16 protein-coding genes are annotated in these 25,573 nt (G+C 55.0%); all 16 read right to left on the bottom strand.

Annotated elements, in window-relative coordinates:
- Positions 1–33: 33 nt before the first annotated feature.
- Positions 34–1,167 carry a sodium ion-translocating decarboxylase subunit beta gene (locus tag CBE72_RS16810; protein ID WP_100145198.1) on the bottom strand — a complete coding sequence of 378 codons (1,134 nt, stop codon included), beginning with the start codon at positions 1,165–1,167 and terminating at the stop codon, positions 34–36.
- 9 nt (positions 1,168–1,176) lie between these two features.
- The gene (gene oadA, locus CBE72_RS16805) at positions 1,177–2,970 is read right to left on the bottom strand and encodes a sodium-extruding oxaloacetate decarboxylase subunit alpha (protein ID WP_100145196.1); all 1,794 of its coding nucleotides are present in this window, start codon (positions 2,968–2,970) and stop codon (positions 1,177–1,179) included.
- Between the two features lie 26 nt (positions 2,971–2,996).
- Complete coding sequence (locus tag CBE72_RS16800) at positions 2,997–3,266, bottom strand: OadG family transporter subunit (protein WP_100145194.1); 270 nt, start codon at positions 3,264–3,266, stop codon at positions 2,997–2,999.
- A gap of 531 nt (positions 3,267–3,797) precedes the next feature.
- Positions 3,798–5,375 carry a tRNA lysidine(34) synthetase TilS gene (gene tilS, locus CBE72_RS16795; protein ID WP_100145192.1) on the bottom strand — a complete coding sequence of 526 codons (1,578 nt, stop codon included), beginning with the start codon at positions 5,373–5,375 and terminating at the stop codon, positions 3,798–3,800.
- Positions 5,375–8,848, bottom strand: coding sequence for a DNA polymerase III subunit alpha (dnaE, locus tag CBE72_RS16790; RefSeq protein WP_100145190.1), 3,474 nt, complete (start codon positions 8,846–8,848; stop codon positions 5,375–5,377). The genes tilS and dnaE overlap by 1 nt, the downstream gene beginning before the upstream one ends.
- A 175-nt stretch (positions 8,849–9,023) precedes the next feature.
- A complete protein-coding gene (locus tag CBE72_RS16785) occupies positions 9,024–9,743 on the bottom strand; it encodes a response regulator (protein ID WP_100145188.1) in 720 nt (239 codons plus the stop codon).
- Positions 9,727–12,384, bottom strand: a complete 2,658-nt coding sequence (locus tag CBE72_RS16780) for an ATP-binding protein (protein WP_100145186.1) — start codon at positions 12,382–12,384, stop codon at positions 9,727–9,729. The genes CBE72_RS16785 and CBE72_RS16780 overlap by 17 nt, the downstream gene beginning before the upstream one ends.
- 4 nt (positions 12,385–12,388) lie before the next feature.
- Positions 12,389–12,946 carry a potassium-transporting ATPase subunit KdpC gene (gene kdpC / locus CBE72_RS16775; RefSeq protein ID WP_100145185.1) on the bottom strand — a complete coding sequence of 186 codons (558 nt, stop codon included), beginning with the start codon at positions 12,944–12,946 and terminating at the stop codon, positions 12,389–12,391.
- A gap of 12 nt (positions 12,947–12,958) precedes the next feature.
- On the bottom strand, positions 12,959–15,064 hold the full coding sequence (gene kdpB, locus CBE72_RS16770; protein ID WP_100145183.1) for a potassium-transporting ATPase subunit KdpB: 2,106 nt from the start codon (positions 15,062–15,064) through the stop codon (positions 12,959–12,961).
- A gap of 19 nt (positions 15,065–15,083) precedes the next feature.
- Positions 15,084–16,769 carry a potassium-transporting ATPase subunit KdpA gene (gene kdpA / locus CBE72_RS16765; RefSeq protein ID WP_100145181.1) on the bottom strand — a complete coding sequence of 562 codons (1,686 nt, stop codon included), beginning with the start codon at positions 16,767–16,769 and terminating at the stop codon, positions 15,084–15,086.
- Positions 16,770–16,771: 2 nt separating this feature from the next.
- Positions 16,772–16,861, bottom strand: a complete 90-nt coding sequence (kdpF, locus tag CBE72_RS16760) for a K(+)-transporting ATPase subunit F (RefSeq protein WP_071238225.1) — start codon at positions 16,859–16,861, stop codon at positions 16,772–16,774.
- Between the two features lie 254 nt (positions 16,862–17,115).
- Entirely contained in the window at positions 17,116–21,831 is a 4,716-nt protein-coding gene (locus CBE72_RS16755; protein WP_229672007.1) for an Ig-like domain-containing protein, read from the bottom strand.
- Positions 21,832–22,532: 701 nt separating this feature from the next.
- On the bottom strand, positions 22,533–23,153 hold the full coding sequence (rnhB, locus tag CBE72_RS16745; protein WP_100145175.1) for a ribonuclease HII: 621 nt from the start codon (positions 23,151–23,153) through the stop codon (positions 22,533–22,535).
- Positions 23,150–24,310, bottom strand: a complete 1,161-nt coding sequence (gene lpxB / locus CBE72_RS16740; protein WP_100145173.1) for a lipid-A-disaccharide synthase — start codon at positions 24,308–24,310, stop codon at positions 23,150–23,152. Before lpxB ends, rnhB begins: the two co-directional genes overlap by 4 nt.
- Positions 24,311–24,324: 14 nt before the next feature.
- Positions 24,325–25,095, bottom strand: a complete 771-nt coding sequence (lpxA, locus tag CBE72_RS16735; RefSeq protein ID WP_025010988.1) for an acyl-ACP--UDP-N-acetylglucosamine O-acyltransferase — start codon at positions 25,093–25,095, stop codon at positions 24,325–24,327.
- Positions 25,092–25,553, bottom strand: a complete 462-nt coding sequence (gene fabZ / locus CBE72_RS16730) for a 3-hydroxyacyl-ACP dehydratase FabZ (RefSeq protein WP_025010987.1) — start codon at positions 25,551–25,553, stop codon at positions 25,092–25,094. Before fabZ ends, lpxA begins: the two co-directional genes overlap by 4 nt.
- Between the last annotated feature and the right edge of the window lie 20 nt (positions 25,554–25,573).

Here is a 25,573-nt window from a genome sequence, read left to right as displayed (position 1 = left end):
GTCATGGCACTCAGCGTTAAGCGCTCAAAGCGCTCAGTTGCCCAATACCGCCAACAGAATACCGGCAGCGACTGCACTGCCCAGCACCCCGGCCACATTAGGGCCCATGGCGTGCATCAACAGGAAGTTTTGCTGATTGGCCTCTAGCCCCACCTTATTCACCACCCTGGCGGCCATGGGAACGGCCGAGACCCCGGCGGCACCAATCAAGGGGTTGACCTTGCCACCACTGAGTTTGCACATAAGCTTGGCCATCAAGACCCCGGCAGCGGTGCCAATGCTGAAAGCCACCGCCCCGAGCAGCAAGATCCCCAATGTCTCGACCCGAAGAAACTGCTCGGCCGAGAGCTTGGAACCCACCGCCAATCCGAGGAAAATGGTGACTATATTGATAAGTTCGTTCTGCGCCGTGTTGGAAAGTCTATCCACCACCCCGGACTCACGCATCAGATTTCCGAGACAGAACATGCCCACCAGGGGGGTCGCCGTCGGCAAAAACAGTATGGTCATTCCCAGCACCATAAGGGGGAAGATGATCTTCTCCTTCTTGCTGACTTCCCGCAGCTGTTCCATCTTGATCTGCCGCTCGGCTTCCGTGGTCAAGGCCCGCATGATGGGTGGCTGAATAAGCGGCACCAAGGCCATGTAGGAGTATGCCGCCACCGCAATGGCTCCCAGCAAATCAGGCGCCAGTTTGGAGGCGAGGAAAATGGCCGTCGGACCATCGGCGCCGCCTATGATGGCGATGGCACCGGCATCTTGCATACTGAACTCAAACCCGGGCACCAGGTTAAGGGCTATCGCACCAATCAGGGTGGCAAAGATCCCGAACTGAGCGGCCGCGCCCAGCAACAGCGTCTTGGGGTTGGCTATCAAGGCGCCGAAGTCTGTCATGGCGCCGACCCCCATAAAGATCAGCAGCGGAAAAATCCCGGTATCTATGCCCACGTGATAAACATAGTAGAGCAGCCCACCTTCCTCGGTAAATCCTGCGTTGGGGATATTGGCCAGAATGGCGCCGAAGCCGATGGGAAGCAGCAGCAATGGCTCAAACTTGCGCACGATTGCCAGATACAACAGCAAGGCGCCGACCAACATCATCAAGGCCTGCGGCCAGGTAAAGTGCGCTATTCCCGTCTCGGACCAAAAAGCGAGTAAACCGTCCATCATTGCTCCTTAGGCCAGAGCCAACAGCTTGGTACCGACGCTGACGGCATCGCCTTCCTTGACCAGAATGCGGCTGACCACGCCATCGGCCTGAGCCCGGATCTCAGTTTCCATCTTCATCGCTTCGAGGATGATAACGACATCACCGGCGCGAACGCTGTCTCCGGCGGCCACCTGTACCTTGAAGATATTGCCGGAAAGCGGCGCGCTCATCTCCAGCTCCGGGCCAGAGGCAACAGCAGGGGCCTGCACTGGGGTGGCCTGGGGCTCTGCCACCGGCAAAGGCGCCACCTGACTGATATCACCGCCTTCACTGACCTGCACCACAAAACGCTGGCCCTGCACATCTACGGTATAAACCTCGGGCTGACGACCACCGGCCTTGGTTTGAGTGGCTTGCGGCTGAGGAGCTTCCAATTCTGGCTTGGGTTCAAATGCCGCAGGATTACCACGGTTCTTAATAAACTGCAGACCGATTTGCGGGAACAGTGCATACGTCAGCACATCATCATCGCGCTCATCACTGAGCCTCAGACCTTGCGCCAACGCTTTTTCGGCCAGTTCGGCCCGCAGATGTTCAAGCTCGGGCGCGAGCAGATCGGCCGGGCGGCAACTCACAGGCTCGGCTCCCTGCAGCACCCGCTGTTGCAATTTACTGTTGACCTTGGCCGGGGTGGCGCCATATTCGCCCTTGAGAACCCCTTCTGTCTCCTTGGTCAGCGACTTATAGCGCTCGCCCATCAGCACATTGATTACCGCCTGGGTACCAACAATCTGGGAGGTGGGGGTCACCAGTGGAATAAAGCCCAGATCTTCCCGCACTCTGGGGATCTCTTCGAGCACCAGGTCCAGCTTGTCCTCGGCGCCCTGCTCTCTGAGCTGGTTTTCCATATTGGTCAGCATGCCACCCGGCACCTGAGCCCGCAGAATGCGTGAATCTATGCCCTTGAGCGCCCCTTCGAAACGGGCATATTTTTTTCTGACTTCACGGAAATAGGCGGCAATCTCCTCCAGCAGCGCCAAGTCATAGCCGGTCGCCCTATCGGTGTCTTCGACCATGGCAACCAAGGTCTCGGTGGCACTGTGACCATAGGTTTGGCTCATGGAAGAGATGGCCGTATCCAGCACATCGACCCCGGCCTCAATCGCCTTTTGATAGGTGGCAGTCGATAACCCTGTGGTGGCATGGCACTGCATGGTGATCAAGAGATCGGTTTCCGACTTCAAGCGGCTTATTAGCTCGAAGGCCTCCATCGGCTTGAGCAACCCGGCCATATCCTTGATACAGAGTGAATGGCAGCCCATATCTTCCAGCTGCTTGGCCATGGTCAACCAGGTTTGCAGTGTATGTACGGGGCTTGTGGTATAAGAAATTGTGCCCTGGGCATGAGCGCCAACATCAATCACGGCTTTCAGCGCCGCTTGCAAGTTGCGCACATCGTTCATGGCATCGAATACTCGGAATACATCGACTCCGCTCTCATGGGCGCGCTCGACAAACCGGGTCACCAGGTCGTCACTGTAATGGCGATAACCCAGCAGATTTTGCCCTCTCAATAACATCTGCTGCGGAGTATTAGGCATAGCTTGTTTCAGCGCCCGGATCCGCTCCCAGGGATCCTCCCCCAAATAACGGATACAGGCATCGAAGGTGGCACCGCCCCAAGACTCCAGGGACCAGAAGCCAACACTGTCCAACTTGGCGGCGATTGGCAACATATCGTCGATACGCATTCTGGTTGCCAATAGTGATTGGTGAGCATCCCGCAGGACAACGTCGGTTAATGCTAAAGCTTTACTCATCTTTCTTATCCATCAGATTACGGCAGTTAAGCCTGTTTGCGGTATTGGTGAATGGCACAGCTAATGGCTGCCAGCTGTTGCGGTGTGGGCGCTCCGACTTGAGCTACGCCGGGGGAGCGAGCCGCAGCTCTTTCCTGCGTTTGTGAGTGACTCGTTTCCAAACCGGGTCTCGGTGCCAGATAGTGAGCCGATATCCGGATCCCCAAGATCAGCAACCCCAAAAATAGATAAACCAACCCCATACCGAGCAGCATAATCCCTACAGACTCCATGAGTTGCTCAGATAGCGACATCATCTCTTCCTCATCATTGTTAACGGCTTGGCTCGCTTTTCCCGATTAAGGGCAGGCCGGGACGGCGAACAACTCAACCCGGGTACAAATGGTAAACATGCAGAAAAATGTCATTTGTAGTCACATTTTCATTCTGAACTAACAGTGAGTATCTATTGAGGTATGTGACCGGCATCAAAAAACACAACCAATCTATAACAAAAAACCTGCCTGAATGTAAATTGGTAATACCAAAACAAACTAATAAAATCTCGAATCAATTGAGAAATCACAAATATAATGGCAAAAAATTTAGAAAAACACTATTTGAAAGGCTAAAAAGACAAAGTGTCGATACGAATATACCAACAACCAGGATGATTCAGTTGCGGATGGCTGCCACTGAATATTAATTAACAAAGGTTAACTCTATCCCCAAAAGCTTATCACTGACAGTCAAAGTCAGACCGCTGTAGCATGCTCATAAAGACACTAAATTACCCAAGCGGTAACCCGCAGCATGTATAGGGCAACACCAATTAACTCTGGTGGCCGTCACTCAAAGCTTGCATCGGCCACCAGCTTCAACACGATTCCGGGTTCAGAACCAGAGGCCAGTGCGCTACGCTCGACAAAACCACCGGCCAGCGCCAGCAGTCGGCCATTTTGCATCAGCAGCGGCACTCTGTCTCTGAGCCAGGGCGGCACCCCGAGTTCATGCCAGAGTTTCTTGAGCTCCCGCCCCTTGTCTCTATTGTGGGGTTGACAGCGGTAACTGCCCTTGAGCCCCATGAGCAATTCAGGCGCAGCAGCGGTATCTGATAGTTGAACTTTTGCCCCTAGTGACGCCGATAGTGACGCCAGTTGTGGGGCCATGACTTGAGCCAGCGCCACCCTGGGCCCTGAGTCTGCCAATGTCAGCTCCAGGCGCTGCCAGGGGGAGGTGAGCCCAACACTCAGACTCTGCCCTTGGCTCAAAGCTTGCAGCTGCTTTTGGCTCAGGGTCAGTTTCGAGTTTTTTGCTGCCAAATCTTCAGCCGAACCTGCGCCATCAAGCAGCTGGAATGCTGCCCCCGGCAGAGGCGCCATGGCATAGATCTGTTGCCCATAACGCTTGAGGAGCAATCCCTTAAAGCTAAGCTCAAGCTGAGCATCCTCCCTGGCATCGAGTAGCTGCGCCAAGGCTTGCTGCAACTGTACCTGCGCCGGTAAGGGCAAGCGCTGCATCTGAATAAACTGCCGCAGCAACTGCGCCTGCCACTGGGGTGACAGCACTTTGAGCCCGGCGCTATCCAGCACCCTAACGCCGCTGAAGCAGCAACGGCCGAGCAAGGGCTGCAACTTTTCGGCGCTGACTTCATCGAGCAGCAACTGCTGCTCGGCGCACAGGGCGGCGCTGCGTGAGGCCGTAGTGGCAATCGAAGGCCAGCGCTGCTTGAGAACAGGGATCACCTCGGCGCGCAGGAAGTTGCGGTCATACTGGGTGTCCTGATTACTCTCATCATTGATATAGGGCAGCTCGAGACTCGCCACCGCCTGCTCTATTTGAGCCCGGCTGCTGTCCAGCATGGGCCGTAATTGCCAGCATGGCGCACTTTCTGCCCTGGATGTCTGAGCCAAGGAACTTTCTGCCTTAGATATCAGAGCCAAGTGCTGAGCTTGCCCCATGGCCGCCAGTCCCTTGGGGCCCTGACCGCGCTTGAGCGCCAGCAGCAGCGTCTCCAACTGATCGTCCTGATGATGGGCCGTCAGCAGAATATCGCCGGGATTGAGCAACTCGGCAATCGCCTGATAGCGAGCGCGCCGCGCCTCGGCCTCGATACTGACGCGCGGGCCGAGCTCAAGTTGCACCTTCCGAAGAACAAAATTCAGGCCATAATGCTCGGCTCTTTGGCGACAATGGGCCGCCCAGGCATCGGCATTGCGGCTGAGGCCATGGTGTACGTGCACCAGGGAGATTTGATAAGGCGTATTGGAATGAGTCTGGCGAAAGCGCGCCAAGGTGTAGGCCAGCAGCTCTGAGTCCATACCGCCGCTGTAACCCAGCCAGAGGTGGTTGTCAGCCGTGGCGCCGATTTGATCCAGCAGCGCCGTTAACTTGAGTACCAGGGTATCGACCAGAGTGTGAGACATTAAAAGAGGATCCTGACCTTATCTGTGCCGAGCATGGCTTCCAGTGCCATCATGAGTTCATCACTGGGGTTTACCCGCCAGTCGTCACTCAAACGGAACTGTCCCTTGGCCTGGGCCTGACGATAGTTGATCGCCACAGGCACAGAGCCACCGCGCCAGGGCGAAAGGGTCTCATAAAACTGTGTCAGCCATTCCGGGCTCAATATTGCCGCATCGAGATCCAGCTCCACCGCCGCCGCAAAGTGGCTGCGGGCTTCGCCCATATCTATGATGTTGCGCGCCGTCATCCGGTTACCGCCGGAGAAGTCATCGAAGCTCACTTCACCTTCACAGATGAGGATCCTGTCTTTCTCCAGCAGGTGATTGAATTTCTCGAAGGCCTCGGTAAACAGCATCACTTCCAGACGGGCACTCTTGTCGTCCAGTGTCAGCAGCCCCATCTTGGAGCCTCGCTTGGTCAGCATCACCCGGGTGGCGACCACCAATCCGGCGGCCTTGACCGTCTTGCCCCTGTCTGTGGGGTGAATATCCTTGAGCCGCCCGGAGGTGTAGTGCCTGAGCTCTTTGAGATATTGGTTGATGGGGTGACCTGTGAGGTAAAGCCCCAGGGTCTCACGCTCCCCTTCCAACCAGACCTTGTCCGGCCAACGCGGGCAGTCAACAAACTGTTGCTTGCTGTCCTCTGGGTCGTCGTTGAGCAGACCGAACATGTCGCACTGACCTATGGCCTCGGCCTTGGCGTGCTGATCGGCGGCGCGTATCGCCTCCGGCAAGGTAGCCATCATGGAAGCCCGGTGTGGCCCCAGATTGTCCATGGCGCCGGCATTGATCAGCTTCTCAATCACCCGGCGGTTGAGTTTTTTCAAATCCACCCGGGCGCAGAAGTCGAACAAGTCTTTGAACGGCCCCCCCTTGCGGGCTTCCAGAATCGACTCGACCGGCCCCTCGCCCACGCCCTTGATGGCGCCTATACCGTAGACGATATTGAGCTCTTCATCGACGGTAAACTTGAACAGGCCCTTGTTGACATCCGGCGGAATAAGCTTGAGTCCCATGCGCTCACACTCATCCACCAGGGTCACTATCTTGTCTGTGTTATCCATATCGGCGGACATTACCGCCGCCATAAATTCAGACGGATAGTGGGTCTTGAGCCAGAGGGTCTGATAGGACACCAGTGCATAGGCGGCCGAGTGCGATTTGTTGAAGCCGTAACCGGCGAATTTCTCCACCAGATCGAAGATCTTCATCGCCAGTTCGCCGTCGACGCCGTTTTTTATCGCCCCGGCTTCAAAACCGGCACGCTGCTTGGCCATCTCTTCCGGCTTTTTCTTACCCATGGCCCGGCGCAGCATGTCCGCGCCGCCCAGGGTATACCCCGCCAGCGTCTGGGCAATCTGCATCACCTGTTCCTGATAGAGGATGATGCCGTAGGTAGGATCCAAAATCGGTTTGAGGCTCTCGTGTTGCCACTTCTCATCCGGGTAGGAGATGGCCTCGTGGCCGTGCTTACGCTCGATAAAGTTATCTACCATCCCCGACTGCAAGGGGCCTGGGCGGAACAGGGCCACCAGAGCGATCATATCTTCGAAGCAGTCGGGCTGCAGACGCTTGATAAGATCTTTCATGCCGCGGGATTCCAGCTGGAATACCGCCGTGGTTTCGTAGCGTTTCAGTACCCCGAAGGACTTGGCATCGTCAAGCGGAATGGCGGCAATATCGACCGGCGGCTTGCCGAGCTTGGCGAGCCTTGGGTTAATCATCCCCAGCGCCCAGTCGATAATGGTCAGGGTTCTGAGACCCAGGAAGTCAAACTTCACCAGGCCGGCGGTTTCCACGTCGTTCTTGTCGAACTGGGTCACCGGGTTTTTCCCTTCCGCGTCGCAATAAAGCGGCGAGAAATCGGTGATCTTGGTCGGCGCAATCACCACGCCCCCGGCGTGCTTACCCGCGTTACGGGTCACACCCTCAAGCTTGCGGCACATGTCGATAAGGTCTTTGACATCCTCATCGGCCTCATAGGCTTCGGGCAGCGCAGGCTCGGCCTCAAAAGCCTTGGCCAGCGTCATCCCGGGCTCGGCCGGGATCATCTTGGAAATTCTGTCGACAAAGCCATAGGGGTGACCCAGCACCCGGCCCACATCACGCACTACCGCCTTGGCGGCCATGGTACCGAAGGTGATGATCTGCGATACTGCATCCCGGCCATAGAGTTCGGCCACGTGATCGATAACCTCGTCACGCCGGTCCATACAGAAGTCGACGTCGAAGTCGGGCATCGACACCCGCTCGGGGTTAAGAAAACGTTCGAACAGCAGGTCAAATTCCAGCGGGTCCAAGTCAGTGATCTTAAGCGCATAGGCCACCAGGGAGCCGGCTCCCGACCCCCGCCCCGGGCCCACGGGAATACCGTTGTCCTTACCCCACTGGATAAACTCCATCACGATAAGGAAGTAGCCGGGAAAGCCCATCTGGTTAATTACCTTGAGCTCAATATCCAAACGCTCGTCATACTCGCCGCGCTTTTCCGCCCGCTCCTGTGGGTCTGGGAACAGGAACTCGAGACGCTCTTCCAGTCCCTCTTTGGAGCGCATTACCAGATAGTCTTCGGTGGACAGCTCACCCGTGGGAAAGTTGGGCAGGAAGTATTCGCCGAGCCGCACAGTAACGTTACAGCGCTTGGCTATCTCCACCGTGTTTTGCAGCGCTTCCGGAATGTCGGCAAACAGCTCGCACATCTCAGCTTCTGTCTTGAGATACTGCTGCTCGCTGTATTTCTTGGGTCTACGGGGGTCAGCCAGTGTGTAGCCATCGTGGATAGCCACCCGAATTTCATGGGCCTCAAACTCTTCCGGGGTCATGAACACCACCTGGTTGGTGGCAACCACAGGCAGGCCTGTGTTGGCGGCATGTTCCACCGCCATGTGCAGGTAGCGCTCCTCATCCGGGCGCCCGGTGCGGATAAGCTCAATAAAGTAACGGTCGTTGAAGTGCTGCTTATAGAAATCGGTCAGTTCCTGGGCCTGGTTCTGGTTGCCCTTGAGCAGCGCCTTGCCCAGGTCCCCTTCCCGGGCACCGGAGAGCAGCAAAATACCGGCGCCGTGCTCCAGCAGCCACTCCTGATCGATAGCGACCCGGTCACGCACCTGGCCGCGCAGATAGGCCTTGGAGATCAGCTGGGTCAGATTCTGGTAGCCATCGTTATCCATGGCCAGCACGGTAAGCGCGCAGAACTCATCTTCAAAGCCGGGCACCAACATCCAGAAGTCGGCCCCTATGATGGGCTTTATCCCGGCGCCATGGCAGCCACCGTAGAATTTCACCAGGCCACAGAGGTTGTTCTGATCCGTCAGCGCCACTGCCGCCATGCCCTCATCGGCCACCTTGGCCAGAATGGGCTTGACCTTGGCCAGACCATCGGTCATGGAAAAGTCTGAGTGAACACGTAGATGGACGAAACGGGGCTGTGACATGAAAATCCGATTACTCTGACTGGCTGAAAATCAATAGGGAAAGATAACACGCCGGGAGAGGTTCACCAAAGTTAAAACCGGCCGCCTTGTCGGCAAAATCACGCCAAAGGCGTTATCTGGCGGCTTTTGCGACAAAATCAAAAACTAAGGCTTGAAGCCGAGCCGGGCCTCTCCATTATTTACCTGTGACGAGGCGATAACCTATGCCGATTTCCGTCAGCAGGTATTTGGGGTTGGCGGGCTCAGCTTCTATCTTATTGCGCAGATGCTTCATATAGGTGCGCACATAGTGGCCATGCTCGACAAATGTCGGCCCCCAGACCTGTTTCAGCAGGCTCTGTTGAGTCAACACCTTGCCCGGCTGCTCCAGCAGGGCGTTCAAGAGCTTTAATTCCGTCTTGGTCAGATGCACGGGCTCGCCGTTGCGGCTCAGCTGCTGACGGCGGCGGTCGAACAAGACCTCTCCCAGCTGCACCTGAGCCTCCGGCTCATGGCTGTGACGTAAGTGTCGCCTCAATGCCACCCGCACCCGGGCCAGCAGCTCCTCTATGCCGAAGGGCTTGCACAGGTAATCGTCGGCGCCGCTGTTAAGCGCCTGCACCTTGTCGGCTTCATCGCTGCGGGCCGACAGCACTATCACAGGAGCATCACTCCAGCTGCGAAAGCGGGGAATAAAGCTCTGGCCATCGCCATCGGGCAAGCCGAGATCCAGGATCACAGTATCCGGCTGCCGGGTCGAGGCCTCCATCAAGCCCTGATTGAGCGAGTGAGCGGTGAACACCTCAAGCCCCAGCTGCTGCAAGGCCTTACTGACAAACTGACAGATCTCCTGGGCATCATCTATCACCAATACCCTTCTGTGATGAAACGGCTGCGGCTCAATCAATGCTGGCATAACTGGATTCCTGCTCGGGTAAATACTCTTCTTCGCCGCACATCTCGGGCGGTGAAACATAGGGCAAGCTGAAGGTGAACACGGCGCCGCCCTGCTCGCGGTTATGGGCCCAGATGCGGCCACCGTGGGCCGAGACTATCGCCTGACAGATGGCCAAGCCGAGCCCCAGCCCGGGAATGCCACACTCCTTGTTGCCGCGCTCAAACTTGGTAAATAGCCAACTGGCATCCTCTGTGGGAAGCCCGGGCCCGTTGTCGGCCACTTCGATATAAAACTGCTCGGCATCCAACTGGGCACTGATGCTTATCTGTACCTTTGGCGGGCCATATTTAAATGCATTTTCCAAAAGATTCAACAGCACCCGCTGAATGAGATTGCCATCGCAATAGATAAGCGGCAGCTCGGCAGGGATATTCAACCGAATCTGGGTTCTGGGTTCCAGTTGCCTTAGCGTCACCCCGAGGATCTCCTCCAGATCCTGCCAGTCGAGCTGCAAAATAAAATGGCAGGACTCGAGGCGGATCATCTCCATCACATTGTTGGTCAGGCGAATGGTTTCGCCTATCCGCTGCGCCAGTTGGCGCGCCTGCTGACACTGCTCGGGGAAAGGCGCCAGACTGGTCACCAGGCTGTCGCTCTGGTTGCGGATAAGCGTCAGCGGCGTGCGCAAGTCATGGGACAGGGAAGATAGCATGGTGCTGCGCATCTTTTCGGTTTCCACATTCAACTGCGCCTGCTTGGAGGCCTTGGCCAGCTCGAGCCGCTCAAGTGCCTGCGCCAACAGGCAAACAAAGGCATTGAGCAGCCTTTGCTGCTCAGGTGCCAGCCAACCGCTGAGACTCACAGGCTCGAGCACCACCATGGCCAGCACCCGCTGCTCTATCGCTACCGGCTGATAGTAGCAACCGGCATTGGGCAGGGTATCTGTTCCGGTGCCGGCTGCACAGTTGTTGGCTATGCTCCACTTGGCAATGGCCGAATCATAACGGGTAAACCCCTTGGTCAACAGCAAGGTTCCCTGCTCTTCGGCCTTCAATACCGCCACCGCCGCGGCGAAGCTCTTGCCGATATGCTGCTGGGCGATGGCAGCCATCTCCCGCTCAGTTTGCGCCGAGCCCAGTTGCTGCGACATCTCAAACAGCTGATAGGTGCGCAGCTCCCGCTGCCGGGCCATTTGCGCCTGAATACGCGTGGTATGTGTGAGTTGGGTGATGGCGATACTGACTATGGCCATGGCGAAGAAGGTCATCAGATATTGGGCATCGGCAACCGAGAAGGAGAACCTGGGCTCGACAAAGAAGAGGTCAAAGCAGGCCACATTGACCAAAGTTGCCAACAAGGCGCTCATTCTGTCGAGCCTGAGCGACAGCAAGACAGTGCCCAAGAGGTAGATCATCACTATGTTGGTGGCATGAAACCAGGGCGCCAGCCAATAGCCAAGCAAGGTACAAAAGGCCGACATACCCAGAGCCAGGGCAATATTCGCCGGGCGCAGCCTGGGCCAGGCTCTGGGATTGGCAGCCTTGGGCTGCTTAGTGGCTTGATCAAGGTTGAGGCTGATAATCTCCTCATCTGCGGCGCGCTTTCTCAAACGCTGGCCCAGCTCCCGACGCCATGGCAGCTGCCGCTTGCCGCTGTGGTGGCCGATAAGGATCCGCTCCAACCTGTGTTCGCCGGCAAATTCCAGCAAGCCGTGGCAAATATCATGATCCACCAGAGTCGCGGTCTCGGCCCCCAGGCTCTCGGCCAGCTTGAGGTTATCCTGCAGTTGTTGCCGCTTGCTATCATCCCACTGCTGCACCTCGGGCGTTTCCACATGCAGGGCATACCAGCGGCAGTTGAGGCGCTTGGCCAGACGCATGGCGTGGCGAATAAGCTTCTCCTGCTGCTCACCATGGGTCAGCCCCAGCAGCAGGCCGCCCCTGAGGCCGGGCTCATTGTCCTGACGCCTGCGCTGCTCCAGCCGCTCGGCGGTGGCGTTGAGGGCCAACTCCCTGAGTGCGGTGAGATTCTGACGGTTGAAGAAGTTTTCTATCGCCCTTTCCACCTGGGATGAGAGATAGATTTTACCCTCACGCATTCGCTGCATCAGATCATCGGGTGGCAGGTCCACCAGCACCACTTCGTCGGCCTCATAAAACACTGAGTCCGGCAGGGTTTCCGACACCTTGATACCGGTAATGCCACCCACCAGATCGTTGAGGCTTTCAAGATGCTGCACATTGACTGTGGTAAACACATCTATACCGGCATCCAGCAACTCTTTGACATCCTGCCAACGTTTGCGGTGACGGCATCCTGGAGCGTTGCTGTGAGCCAGCTCATCGACCAATACCAGCGCCGGATGCCGGGCAAGCACGGCATCGATATCAAACTCCTGATAACGCCTGTGCATTATGCTCAGCGCTTTGGGCGGCAGCAGCTCCAGGCCTTCGAGCAGGGCCGCCGTCTCATCTCTGCCGTGGGTTTCCACCAATCCGGCCAGTACATCCAGCCCCTGCAGTCTTAGCCTGCGAGCCTCGCTGAGCATGGCATAGGTTTTGCCCACCCCGGCAAAGGCGCCGAAGAAGATTTTGAGCCGCCCCCGGGAGGACGGCTGTTGCTGTAGCAGCAAATCGGCATTGGGCCTGATTTCTGACAAGTGATTACTCCATTTTGCTCAATGCCAGGTTCAGCAATGAAACATTGACCGTAGGCTGGCCGATAAAGGGCAAGGGCGGCTGCCGAATATGGCTGTCAATCAGTGCCTTTAACCGCGCCTCTGAGACCCCTCTCGCCTTGGCGACTCGCCCCAGCTGCCAGTAGGCGGCCTCGGGTGAGATATGGGGGTCCAGACCACTGCCGGAGGCAGTGACCAGCAGCCCAGGCACAGACGAATTTCCAGGGTTGTGGGCATTCAAGGCCGCAGCTCGCTGCCGCCACTGGGATTGCAACTCACGGCTGTGGGGCGACAGGTTACTGCCGCCGGAAGCCAGGGCGTCATAAGCCGAGGCCGAGGCGCGACCATGGAAAAAACCATCCGCCTTGTAGTCCTGCCCGATAAGCTCTGAGCCCAGTAAGACGCCATCTCTCTCTATTATGCTGCCTCCTGCCTGGTGCGGGAACAGTGCCGTGGCGCCAACAGTTACCAGCAGCGGATAGACCAACCCGGTCACGACAAAGATAACGCCAAATACCCACAAGCCCATTTTCAAGGTTTTCATAACATACTCCAATCAGATCCAGCCAGTAGCGGCAAGCAATGCGTCTATGACTTTAATGGCAACAAAGGGCAACAGCAGGCCGCCAACCCCATAAAACAACAGGTTGCGTTTGAGCACTGCGGCGGCCGCCATGGCGCGATAACGCACGCCCTTGAGTGCCAGCGGCAACAGCGCCACCAGGATCAGCGCATTGAAGATCACCGCCGAAATGACCGCCGACTCGGGCGAGTGCAGTCGCATCAGATTGAGGCTCTCGAGCGCCGGAAAGGTGGTGCTGAAGGCCGCGGGAATGATGGCAAAATATTTGGCCAGATCGTTGGCTATGCTGAAACTGGTAAGCGAGCCACGGGTCATCAACATCTGTTTGCCGATATGCACCACTTCGATAAGCTTGGTGGGGTTGGAGTCGAGATCCACCATATTACCGGCCTCCTTGGCCGCCTGGGTGCCCGAGTTCATTGCCAATGCCACATCTGACTGTGCCAGCGCAGGTGCGTCATTGGTGCCATCGCCTGTCATGGCCACCAGGCGGCCCTCATTCTGGTATTGCCGAATCAGCGCCAGCTTGGCTTCGGGTGTGGCCTCGGCCAGATACTCATCCACTCCGGCCTCGGCGGCAATGGCCGCGGCGGTGAGCGGGTTATCGCCGGTGATCATCACGGTTTTGATGCCCATCTTGCGCAGCTGGATAAAGCGCTCCTTAATACCGCCTTTGACTATGTCCTTGAGCGCTATCACCCCGAGAAGTTTGTTGCCTTCGGCCACCACCAGAGGAGTGGAGCCCTGCTTGGCCACCTTGTCCACCAAGGCTCCCAGTTCTTTGGGAACCTCGCCGCCGTTGGCCTTCACATATTGACTGATGGCATCGAAAGAGCCTTTGCGTATCTGCCTCGTCCCCAGATTGATACCGCTCATGCGGGTTTGGGCAGTAAAGGGAATAAAACTGGCGTCGAGCTCGGCAAGACTGCGCTCCCGGATGGCAAACTTCTGTTTCGCCAGCACCACTATGCTGCGCCCCTCCGGGGTTTCATCGGCAAGAGAGGCCAGCTGCGCCGCATTGGCCAACGCCTCTTCAGCTATACCGGCCACAGGCAGAAAATCACTCGCCTGGCGATTGCCCAGGGTGATGGTGCCTGTCTTGTCCAGCAAGAGCACATCCACATCACCGGCGGCTTCCACCGCCCTTCCCGAAGTGGCTATCACATTGACGCCTATCATGCGGCTCATGCCGGCGATACCCACGGTAGACAGCAGCCCGCCTATGGTGGTGGGGATGAGGCAGATGAGCAGCGCCAGCAGCACCGTCATCGAGATAGGCTCGCCGCCGCTGTCCATGGCACCATAAGCGGAAAATGGCGCCAGAGTCACAGTGACCAACAGGAAAATCAGCGTCAGGGTGATCAGCAAAATATTCAGCGCCACCTCATTGGGGGTCTTGCGCCGCTTGGCGCCGTCCACCATGGCAATCATGCGATCGAGGAAGGTATTGCCGCTCTCCTGGGCACAGCGCACCACCAGCCAGTCTGACAACAGCCGGGTTCCACCCACCACAGAGCTGAAGTCGCCACCGGACTCGCGGATAACGGGTGCCGACTCACCGGTAATGGCGCTCTCATCCACAGAGGCAACCCCTTGAATAATCTCCCCGTCGCAGGGAATGATCTCACCGGCTTCCACCCGCACTATATCACCGCACTTCAGAGTATCGGCGAGTACTTTCTCAAGCCCCTTGTCTGTCTGCTTGTTGGCCCAGCTGCTGCGTCGAAGTCCCCGCAGACTGTCGGCCTGCGCCTTGCTGCGTCCCTCGGCCAGCGCCTCGGCAAAGTTGGCAAACAGCAAGGTCAGCCACAGCCAGATGGCAATAATACCGCTGAACCAGGGATTTCCGGCGCGCCAACCCAAGCCTATGGCCACCGCCTCCAGCGACAGAAGAATACTGGCGATATAGACCACAAACATGATGGGGTTCTTCAGCTGCACTCTGGGGTCCAGCTTGGTCAGCGCGCTTAGCAGCGTTTGCCTCAGCATGGCGGCATCTATCTGCAGCACCGGATGACGCTTGTTGCAGCCTGTCTCTCTTGGATGATCAGGCGTTATATCAAAACTGAAGGTTTTCATTGTCTGTTTCTCCCTGAATTCATTGAGCTGTCGTCAGTGCTTGCGGCAACGGGAATGTCAGCTGCTCCGCCACAGGCCCGAGAGTCAATGCCGGAATAAAGGTCAAGGCGCCAAAGAGCAAAAGGGTTCCCAACAACATGCTGGCAAACAACCAGCCATGGGTGGGCAAGGTGCCTGGGCCTGCCTCTTGGGCGGGTTTGGCAGCCATACTACCGGCTATCATCAGCACAGGTAGAATCACGCCAAAGCGCCCAAGTAGCATGGCCGCCGCCAGCAGAAGGTTGTAAAAAGGCGTATTGGCGTTGAAGCCACCAAAGGCGCTGCCGTTGTTGTTGGCCGCCGATGACAGGGCGTACAACAGCTCGCTGAAACCATGGGGGCCGGTTTCCTGCAGCGACTCGGGAGAGAGCACCAAGCCAAGCGCCGCGCCGGACAGCACTATCACAGGCGAACAGAGCAGTGCCAGACAGACAAGTTTCATCTCCCGGGTTTCAATCTTCTTGCCCAGATACTCGGGGCTGCGGCCTATCATCAGTCCGGCAATAAACACTGTCAGGAATACAAACAGCAAGATGCCGTAAAAACCGCTGCCAACACCGCCGAAGATCACCTCACCAAGTTGCATCAACCACATGGGCATCATGCCGCCAAGCGCGGTAAAGGAGTCGTGCATGGCATTCACCGCACCGCAGGAAGCTGCCGTGGTGACAGTGGCAAACAGGCTGCTTGCTCCGATGCCAAAGCGAGTCTCCTTGCCTTCCATATTGCCGGGGAAGTGAATGTCGGCCATCTGCTGCAGTTGCAGCTCAGAGTGATTTATCCATAGAAAGGCCGCCACAAACACCAATGCCATACACCCCAAAATACTCGCCCCCTGGCGCCAATCCTCCGCGCAGAGGCCAAAGGCGATAACCAGGCTGCAGGGCAACAGGAAAATACACAGCATCTGCAGCAGATTGCTCAACGCCGTGGGATTTTCAAAGGGGTGCGCCGAATTGGCGCCAAAGAAACCGCCGCCATTGGTACCCAGCATCTTAATCGCTTCCTGGGATGCTACCGGCCCCATGGGCAACAGCTGTTGTTGACCTTCCAGCCCGGTCACCGGCAGATAAGCGGCAAGATTCTGAATGACGCCCTGCTGCACCAACAACAGGGCGATCAACAAGGCCAGAGGCAACAGCAGATAGAGGTTCACCCTCAGCAAATCCAACCAGGCGTTGCCGAGCATAGTCTGCCCCTTGGTTGTCAAGGCTCTGATAATGGCAAAGGCCACCACCATACCCGTGGCGGCCGAGCAGAAGTTCTGCACCGTCAGCCCCGCCATCTGGCTGAAATAACTGAGACTGGTTTCGCCCGAATAGGCCTGCCAATTGGTGTTGGTCACAAAGCTGATTGAGGTGTTGAACGCCAGTTGCCAATCCATCCCCGGCAGGTTTTGCGGGTTAAGCGGCAGGTGTTGCTGCAACAGCAGGATAAGCATCAGGCACAGGGCGCCAAGGGCATTGAAACACAAGAGCGCCGCCGCATATTGGCGCCAGTTCATCTCCTCAAATACCGCAGTCATACCGGACCATAGCGCCGCCTCGCGTTTGAAAGGCTTTTGATGCCGGATTAATAGCGCCAACGGCTTTGCCAACAATAGGGATGCCGCCAACAAGAGCCCTAGAAAAATCGCCGGCAAGCCTAAGGATTCCATAGTCAACATAGTCAGAAATCCTCTGGATGCATCAGGGCAAAAAACAGATAGCCAAATAGTCCCAAGGCCAGCAGTAAAGCGGCCCACTCCATAACAGCCATAGTAAATATCTCCTGAAAAAGACTTTAATTTCAGGGTCAAAGCTTATGAAAACCGGTATAAAAACGGGGTGTAAATATCCGCAGGGTTTGTATAAAAGCTGTATAAATGGGCGGGATTGGCATTGCACTACTGCCAAGATAAACGGCGTACACGCTGCATAAAGGCGGCCTATGCAGAAGGCCGCCTGTCAATATCGGATCCATCAGCCCGTTTCTATGATTTGCAATCCAGGGCTCCTAATCGAACACCGAAACTATCTTCTTTTACCATATCTGTGATAAGCACAACGCCAGCATGCCAGCCACACCAGCGCGAACAGGTATCCCAATGATATTGCCCCGGAGTCATCTTTGACGGGTCTGGCTTTAAAGCTCACACGCGCATTTGCGGCCTGTACCACCCCACTCTCCCGTAACTCAATCACTGTATATTGGATCTGAATCTCTTCTGGTAACACTTGAGGCAAGGTCAGTGTTAACACCTGTCCATCATGGCTGATCTGTCCATGGCTGGTCTTGGCACTGAGGATAGATAAGGGGTCCTCGGCATCGAGATCGTTAGCAAGGACATCCAATACGGCAACACTCTGATCATTGAATACAATAAACTCATCATCATTCAACTTAGGCAGACTATTGTCTCCCACAATCACGGCGACACCGCCCGGGTCTACTATGGTGCCATTGGCAACACCGTCGGCATCATTGTTACCGCCATCCCGCAATAGGAGTTTGACACACCAATCTCCTTCGTTTAATCCTTGGCGCCATTCTGCCGCATTAACGGAAGGGCAATATCCAGCTTGTCCTTTGGCGGAAAATAAGGCTCCGGAAGTGAGATCAAAGTTTTGCCACTGCCCGTTGGCACCATCCTGTTTAAGGTATTTACGATAAAGTGCATTTGCCGGTATCGGATTAAACTGTGGCAACACAATGGCCGCGACCTCTCCTGGGTGTGATAGACCTTGAATGACAAAGTCATACACACCACCTACTATCGGTCTATCTGCCTCCAATGTTATGGGATCACGCTCAGGTTCGAGCAGCCCACCACCACTAGCAGGTTCTGCGATAGTCACGCCTTTGCGCAATATCAACCCCGCTTCTGTCTCGAGCAGGTAACTATTTTGTTCCGCGACCCTAGATGGCAATACATGAGCGATATCCATGGCATCAAGATAATCAGGGATCCCATCTTGGTCACTATCTACAAACCCCTCAGTCAGATCGGGAATACCGTCACCATCGCTATCCAAAGTGCCTGACAGCTCTGGCAACTGGTTTTTCATTTCCAGATAAATACTGTATTTGAATGCAGGTTCTTGCTCTTCGGCCCCCAAACGGCGTACCTCCACCCAGAGATGCTGTAACCCAGGTTCCATGGACGGCTCGGGTTGAAAACGGGCAACACTTTGACTCAGTAGGTCTTCAACTACCAGTGGCAAGTTTTCGGCATGCCAATCGAACAAATATTGTTCTCCATCTCTGGCATTCGTCACTGTCACCACTATCTCCACCGGCACCCCGACGCTTCCCTGCGCAGGAAGCGCTACCAGAGTTCGTAACTCAGTTCCTTGTTTTATGCTATGACTGAGCCTAGGGCTATTCGGTACAGGAGTTTGCATCAATACAAATTGATTCTTAGTACCGGGATTGGCTGTCGGCTCCAGTTCAATACGATAGCGCGCCACAGGTTCTTCACCTTCCGGTGCATCACCACTCATAATCAGATCGATTTCTCCCGTGAGTCCGGAGTGGATCACTAAGGACTCATTAGAATGCTGACCATTGACTTCATCAATCAGCCGATATTCGACAGTAACGGGATAAGAGACAGGCGCACCACTGAGCGACACTCCGACTCGGTAATGCTCATAGGCAGATAAAAATACTTGGGCGTCAGCCGGTAACAGTACCTGAGGACGGATATGCAATTGTTGCTGGGCAAACATAGGGTTACCCTGAGCATCATTTGCCTTCCATGTTAAAACGTGACGACCGGAAACAAAATGAGTCTGACTATCGACTCGGCTAACTGGCACTGGATTACCAGCCCCATCAAAGGCTTTCGGCGGAATAGGGACAACTTCAGTCAATACTCCGGTAGCATCTATTGAAAGTAAAGCAGGTGTTTCAATGACCACTTCACCCATATCTGTTCTTTGCAATGTCAGTACAACATTAGCGCTATCCTGTTGCCCGGATTCATTCTGAACGTAGTAAACCAAACTCACTTGACTCAAGGGCTGCAACAACTGTAATTGCACTTGTTTCCCGTGGATACTGACCTGGCCATCCTGACTGAAAGCCCCGGTTATTGACAAGGCTTCTCCGGCGGCCACCTTGTCATTGGCTAACACATTCAATAGATACTTCTCATCACTGGTTGGGGTCAAACTCAAATGATCATCGACAGCGAAGTCGGCTTCCGGCTCACCAATCACTTCGAGATTAAATGTAAGAGAAGCACTTGCTATCCCATCGGAGACTCGGATAACAATATTTTCATGCCGTCCCAGATGTTCTTCTGTTGTTGGTTTACCGAGTAATTCTCCACTACGCTGGTTGAGTTCCATCCAAGCCGGTAAATTACTGGCTTGAAAACTCAGTTGATCGCCATCGACGTCCTGAACTTTGGGAACAAAACGATAAAACTCTCCCAGGTTCACTTCGGTGTTCGGAGCCCCGGTCATGATCGGCGCATCATTAACCCCGACAACCATCACCAAGACTTCCCCCGTTACTCTATGAGAACCATCAAAAACACTGATACTGAAACGATCAACACCAGCATAATCTTGATGAGGAAGGTACTGCACCACACTTCCGTTCAATAACACTTGTCCGTGAGCAGCGCTCCCCACACTGAAGCTGAGACTATCTCCATCGGGGTCTTTCACCAACAGGTTCAAATCAAGATAACCTGTATTATCTTCGGCAAGCGTCATGCGGCCTTGCTCCATGACCGGGATATCGGCCACGGGCAAGACATTTACCGTAATGCGACCAACTGCACGTGCCAAAGCGGAATCTTCCACTGAGTACTCAAATTCGGTGGTACCATAAAAATCGCTCATCGGCATAAAGCGTACGACACTCCCCTTTATCATGGCTTGGCCATGTTCCGAGGGAACATCAATAACAAACTTATGCTGCTCGCCACCGTGAATAAAATCGTCATCACTCACCAACGCCGCCAGATCAATATCAATACCTGTATCCTCTGCTGTCGCAAATGCCGCATCTTGAGCAGCGGGTAAATCATTAATATTTTCGACAAATAACAGCTGGAGCGGGAAGTCGTTTTTCACGCCTTGGTTTATACTCCGCAGCCATAGACGGGCCTCCCCTACACCGGCATCGGCTGGAGTGCCAAAAACACGTACCGTTGTTCCTTGTTGCTGTAGTTGCAACCACCCAGGAGCATCCATCACAACAAACTCAACGGCTTGGTTTTCCGGCAGCGCCTCAACCTGCAACTGCAATTCATAATAGTTATCTTCAGTGGCCACCAAAGACAACTCGTTGGGTTGGGTGGTAAATAAAGCGGCCTTAGCCAAAGTCAGACTCGGATAGTCCTGGTGATTCAGTCGCCAAGTCCCTGCTCTGTCGAAATCGCCCAGGTCCCAACCGGCATCAATAAAAGTTTGCAACTGTTGCAACTCGGCGGTAGTTTTTGCGTGAGCAGCAGCGCAACTTGCGCCGCCAACACCGCAATCAAAAAAACTGTTAACTACTTCGGGCTCTGCCTCATAAACGCTACCGATAAGCGCTTTATTAACCCCAGTGGCATAGCTATTCGTTATGTTACAACCTGACCAAGTTACCCCAACCAAGGCACCTATGTTATGGGCACCATCTACCCGTCCCTGAGCAAAGCTATCAACGACATAAGTGACTTTGTTATCTAGGGATGAATCACAGCGCCCCAGTAAACCACCTCCATACCCACCGGCAATGACATCGCCGGTAGCATAGGCGCGCTCGACTCGACTCCCTCTAGAGGCCATACCAATCAAGCCGCCCACATAAATACTATCGGCCTTTACCGAACCCGTGGCAAAGCTATCGGCTACCAGTGAAGCCTCCATATTGCCAATCAAGCCACCACAATCTCCCCCTTCCACACAATGCAAATCCCCCGCCGCCCAGCTGTTATTTACGGTTAGGTGTGAGGCCATTCCAATCAAACCACCACCCGAATGGACACCCGTAACCTGGCCGCTGGCACTGCAGTGAGCAATCTGGCCCGAGTAACCGCGCCCGACCAAGCCGCCCACAGGTTGAGATACTCCCACATAGTTCACCGTCACTGTAACCTTAGCCGAAGAGTGGCTGTAACTTATGTCGCCACCATGAACATAGCCAATCAACCCACCCGCATTGCTACCAGGACGTTGGTCAGGATTAGCCTCATTCCGCTCAGTTCCAACAGCAAAAACTGCCCCTGAGCTAAGACTATGGTTAACGGTTCCACCAAAAAGATTGCCCAGCAAGGCGCCAACATTATTTCGGCCCCTGATATATACAGATCCCAGAACCAGGTGTTCCAAGGTGCCAGTGTCAACAAGGCCAAACAAACCTATAGAATCTGAATTGGGGCGATTGATATACAGACCGCTAATACGATACCCACCACCATCATAACGACCGGTAAAAGAGTTGCTGAGATTCCCTATTGGGCTAAACCCCATAGGCTCATCTGCAGTATCCGGTGATATATCATGATCACCCACATTCCACTGGGCGGTTTCACTGGCGTCAATATCGGCACTCTGCACCCAGGTTTCATCCCAGGCCTGCGGTGTTTCACTGAGCCAACGCAATTCGGCAAGGTTGCGGATAACCCCTCCGCTACCATCAATATAGGGGCTGCCATCACTTTGCTGTGGCGCTTGCGCCAAAGTCTCAGCCTGGATGGGAAACATCATGCCACCGACAAATAACGCAACCATCATTCTAATCAGCATTTTCACCACCCCAACATCCATAAAGTATTAACCACATAGCAGCAGCAATCCGCCGTAAAAAATCACGTTTAGCTCACAAACAATCCTAAGGATACAAATAGATACGTCGAATTGGGTGATGGGGGAATAACCTAGTCCCTATCCATTAAAAGGCATTCACAGTAACCCAAGGTATTAAAAACCAAAGGCTTTGAATATTGAGGATTGCTGTTTTTCAGCAGAGGGGCAAAACAGCAAGCTGCCGAAGAGAGTTGTTGTTTGGTATCAATGGGGAGCCTGGGGATGAGCTCACGAAAAAGCTCAGTTTCGGGCCGAATATCCGCCACCGCTGAACGCCAAAAACGCTCCTTATGAACGGGATCATAAGGTAAAGAATGCTCCATGCTACTGCCTCCAATGCAAAATATTCCTCTACCGCCACCACGGTACAGCTGTGGTTACCCGATCCAGTGCGCGGTATAGATTAATTGCGACAGGCAACCAAAAAGAGACATTATTTAACACTTTCATAAACTTGACGTCTACATCAGCAGATCACATATTGCAGATGTGGGGCAGAAATTTACCCATGAAAAGGAGCAAGCCAAGCACGGTTTTGGGAAACAAAGCAGGTATAGCCGTTGTGATTACGCCTTGTCAGAGCCACAAAAAAGGGCAGTCGCTACTGCCCTTTTGGTTGCATCTTTAGGTTTCAGAACGGCTTATGAATGCTGCTCCAGCCATTCGCGTACCGGCCGGAAGCTGCGCCTGTGCTCTGGCAAGACACCGTGTTGACTCAAGGCTTCGAAATGCGCCTTGGTGGGGTAGCCCTTATGGGCGGCAAAACCATATTCAGGGTGGCGGAGGTCAAGCTCGGCCATCTCCCGGTCGCGGGTGACCTTGGCTATGATAGAGGCGGCACTGATTACTGGGATCAAGCCATCCCCCTTAACCACTGCGGCCGAAGGCAGGCCAAAATCCGGAGTCCGATTACCATCTACCAAGACTTTCTCGGGACACACGTTCAAGCCCGCCACGGCGCGCTTCATCGCCAACATGGTGGCGTGCAGTATGTTGAGCTCATCGATTTCCGCCGGGCTGGCTCGACCGACTGAGACCGCCAGCGCCTTGGCCAGGATCTCTTCATAGAGGGCATCGCGTTTCTTTTCGCTGAGCTTCTTGGAATCATTAAGGCCGCTAATTGGATTGGCGGGATCCAGGATCACCGCCGCGGTGACCACATCGCCGACCAAGGGGCCACGCCCCACTTCATCTACCCCGGCGACCAGCCCCTGGCACAACAGCTGCGCTTCGGCTTCCGAGAGTTGCTTATAGACTGTCATCTTTCCTCGGCTTTTTTATCGAGCAAGGCCACAACCGCTTGGGCCGCCTTCTCACTGGCGTTGCAGGCCAGCAGGCTGTGTAGCTTGCTAAACTCGGCCAGCAGCGGCCGGTTATCTTTATCCAGCAATTTACCCACCTCTTCGGCTAGCCGCTCGGCAGTGCAATCATCTTGGATAAGCTCTGCCACCAACTCCCTTCCGGCCAACAAATTGGGCAAAGAGAAGTGGTTTATCTGCATCATCCGCTTGGCAATACGGTAAGTGATGGGGCTGACCCGATAGCCGACCACCATGGGGCGCTTGACCAACATGGCTTCCAGCGTGGCGGTGCCCGATGCCAGCAAGATAGCATCGCTGGCGGCCATCACTTCCCGAGAGCGCCCTTCCGTCATATGAATTTCCAGATCCGGCGCATAGGTTTCCAGCGCGGCAAGAAACTGCTGACGGCGTTTTTCATTCACCAAGGGGGTAATAAACTTGAGATCCGGATAGCGCTGTTTCAGCAGCCTGGCCGCCTCCACAAAGGGCTGGGCCAACATCTTCAACTCTCCACCACGGGAGCCCGGCAGGATAGCCAGATATTCGGCTTCGACTTTCAAGCCGAGTGCTTCTCTGGCAAGACGCTTGTCATTCTCCATCGGGATCTCATCGGCCAGAGTGTGGCCGACAAAGGTGCAAGGCACTTGATGCTTGTCGTAGAAGGCTTTTTCAAACGGCAGCAGTGACAACACCATGTTGGTAGCGCGGGCGATTTTGAAGATCCGCTTAGGGCGCCAGGCCCAAACCGATGGGCTGACATAATGCACCGTCTTGATCCCGCTCGCCTTGAGCTTGAGCTCCAGGCCGATATTGAAGTCCGGGGCATCTATACCGATAAAGCAATCCGGCTGCAGCGCGGTTATCTGTTTGACCAGACTCGAGCGTATCTTCAACAATCTCGGTAGGCGGGAGAGCACCTCGGCAATTCCCATCACGGCCAACTCTTCCATGGCAAACAGCGATTCGAATCCGAGTGCTTCCATGCGGGGGCCACCGATACCGATAAAACGGGCATCCGGATAGCGCTGTTGCAATGCTTTCATCAGGCCGGCACCTAAAATATCGCCGGAGATTTCTCCGGCGACCATTGCAAAGACTAACTTTCTATTTTGTGTCATTCGTTCTCACTGTGTCAGCGAATAATTCCTCGATTCGAGGAGGTCACAAAATCAACAAATGCTTGAACCTGCGGCTCTTTTGCGGCGTCTTCAGCCATGGCGGCGACAGCCTCTTCCAGAGTCAGGCTGCTGCGGTACAGGGTCTTGTAGGCCCGGCGCAGCGCTTGTTGGGTCTCTTTGGCAAAACCGCGGCGCTTCATGCCTTCCATATTCAGACCACGGGGAATGGCCGCCTGGCCAGAGGCCATCACGAAGGGAGGTACGTCCTGCAGCACCAAAGAGCAACCTGCTGTAAAGGCATGGGCACCTATGTGCACAAACTGATGCACCCCTGTCATACCGCCGAGAATAGCCCAGTCACCCACATGGCAGTGACCGGCAATAGAGGCGTTATTGGCCATGATCACATTGTCACCCACCACGCAGTCGTGGGCGATATGTACATAGGCCATAAACAGGTTATTGGAGCCGATACGGGTCTCGCTGTTGTCCTGCACTGTACCGCGGTGAATGGTGACAGATTCACGGATGATATTGTTATCACCCATGATAAGCCGGGTAGGTTCACCGGCGTATTTCTTGTCCTGGCAATCTTCACCAACGGAGGCAAACTGGAAAATCCGGTTGCCCTTGCCAATGATGCTGGGTCCCTTGATAACCACGTGGGAACTGATCCAGCAGTCATCGCCGATCTCCACATCCGCCCCTATGTAGCTCCAGGGACCGATAGTGACATTTTTACCTATCTTGGCTTCGGGGTGAACGAAAGCTAATTTATCTATCACTTGCTAATCTCTCTGCGGGCACACATGATTTCGGCTGAACACACCAGCTCACCATCCACTTTGGCCTCGCCGTAGAAAACGCCAATCCCGCGGCGTTCCTTGATCATCTTCACTTCAAAGTGCAGCTGATCACCTGGCTCAACAACTCGTTTGAAACGAGCATTGTCGATACCGGCAAAATAATACAGCACGTCCGGAGACGGCTTGTCGCTCATGGTCTTGAACGCCAACAAGCCGGTGGCCTGCGCCATGGCTTCCAGAATGAGCACGCCTGGCATAACCGGCTGCACAGGGAAGTGTCCCTGGAAGAAAGGCTCATTGATGGTGACGTTCTTGATCGCATGCAGAGTTTCACCCGGAGTAAAATCCAGTACTCTATCGATCAACAAAAATGGATATCTATGTGGCAAGTAAGCCAAAATCTCTTTGATATCCATTGTATTTAATTGATTAGACACGAACTCGTTTCCTCATGCCG

It is taken from the genome of Shewanella carassii, assembly GCF_002777975.1.
Classification (GTDB): Bacteria; Pseudomonadota; Gammaproteobacteria; order Enterobacterales; family Shewanellaceae; genus Shewanella; species Shewanella carassii.
Note: the sequence above shows the minus strand (reverse complement) of the source record. Positions and strands in the feature narration are given on the sequence as shown.

What these genes read in the sequence shown, in the direction of transcription:
- CBE72_RS16785 (WP_100145188.1), bottom strand. Translation starts at nt 9,743, where the DNA reads ATGCCAGCATTGATTGAGCCGCAGCCGTTTCATCACAGAAGGGTATTG.
- tilS (WP_100145192.1), bottom strand. Translation starts at nt 5,375, where the DNA reads ATGTCTCACACTCTGGTCGATACCCTGGTACTCAAGTTAACGGCGCTG.
- CBE72_RS16810 (WP_100145198.1), bottom strand. Translation starts at nt 1,167, where the DNA reads ATGGACGGTTTACTCGCTTTTTGGTCCGAGACGGGAATAGCGCACTTT.
- kdpF (WP_071238225.1), bottom strand. Translation starts at nt 16,861, where the DNA reads ATGGCTGTTATGGAGTGGGCCGCTTTACTGCTGGCCTTGGGACTATTT.
- CBE72_RS16800 (WP_100145194.1), bottom strand. Translation starts at nt 3,266, where the DNA reads ATGATGTCGCTATCTGAGCAACTCATGGAGTCTGTAGGGATTATGCTG.
- lpxB (WP_100145173.1), bottom strand. Translation starts at nt 24,310, where the DNA reads ATGACACAAAATAGAAAGTTAGTCTTTGCAATGGTCGCCGGAGAAATC.
- kdpC (WP_100145185.1), bottom strand. Translation starts at nt 12,946, where the DNA reads ATGAAAACCTTGAAAATGGGCTTGTGGGTATTTGGCGTTATCTTTGTC.
- dnaE (WP_100145190.1), bottom strand. Translation starts at nt 8,848, where the DNA reads ATGTCACAGCCCCGTTTCGTCCATCTACGTGTTCACTCAGACTTTTCC.
- oadA (WP_100145196.1), bottom strand. Translation starts at nt 2,970, where the DNA reads ATGAGTAAAGCTTTAGCATTAACCGACGTTGTCCTGCGGGATGCTCAC.
- kdpA (WP_100145181.1), bottom strand. Translation starts at nt 16,769, where the DNA reads ATGTTGACTATGGAATCCTTAGGCTTGCCGGCGATTTTTCTAGGGCTC.
- rnhB (WP_100145175.1), bottom strand. Translation starts at nt 23,153, where the DNA reads ATGACAGTCTATAAGCAACTCTCGGAAGCCGAAGCGCAGCTGTTGTGC.
- CBE72_RS16755 (WP_229672007.1), bottom strand. Translation starts at nt 21,831, where the DNA reads ATGCTGATTAGAATGATGGTTGCGTTATTTGTCGGTGGCATGATGTTT.
- kdpB (WP_100145183.1), bottom strand. Translation starts at nt 15,064, where the DNA reads ATGAAAACCTTCAGTTTTGATATAACGCCTGATCATCCAAGAGAGACA.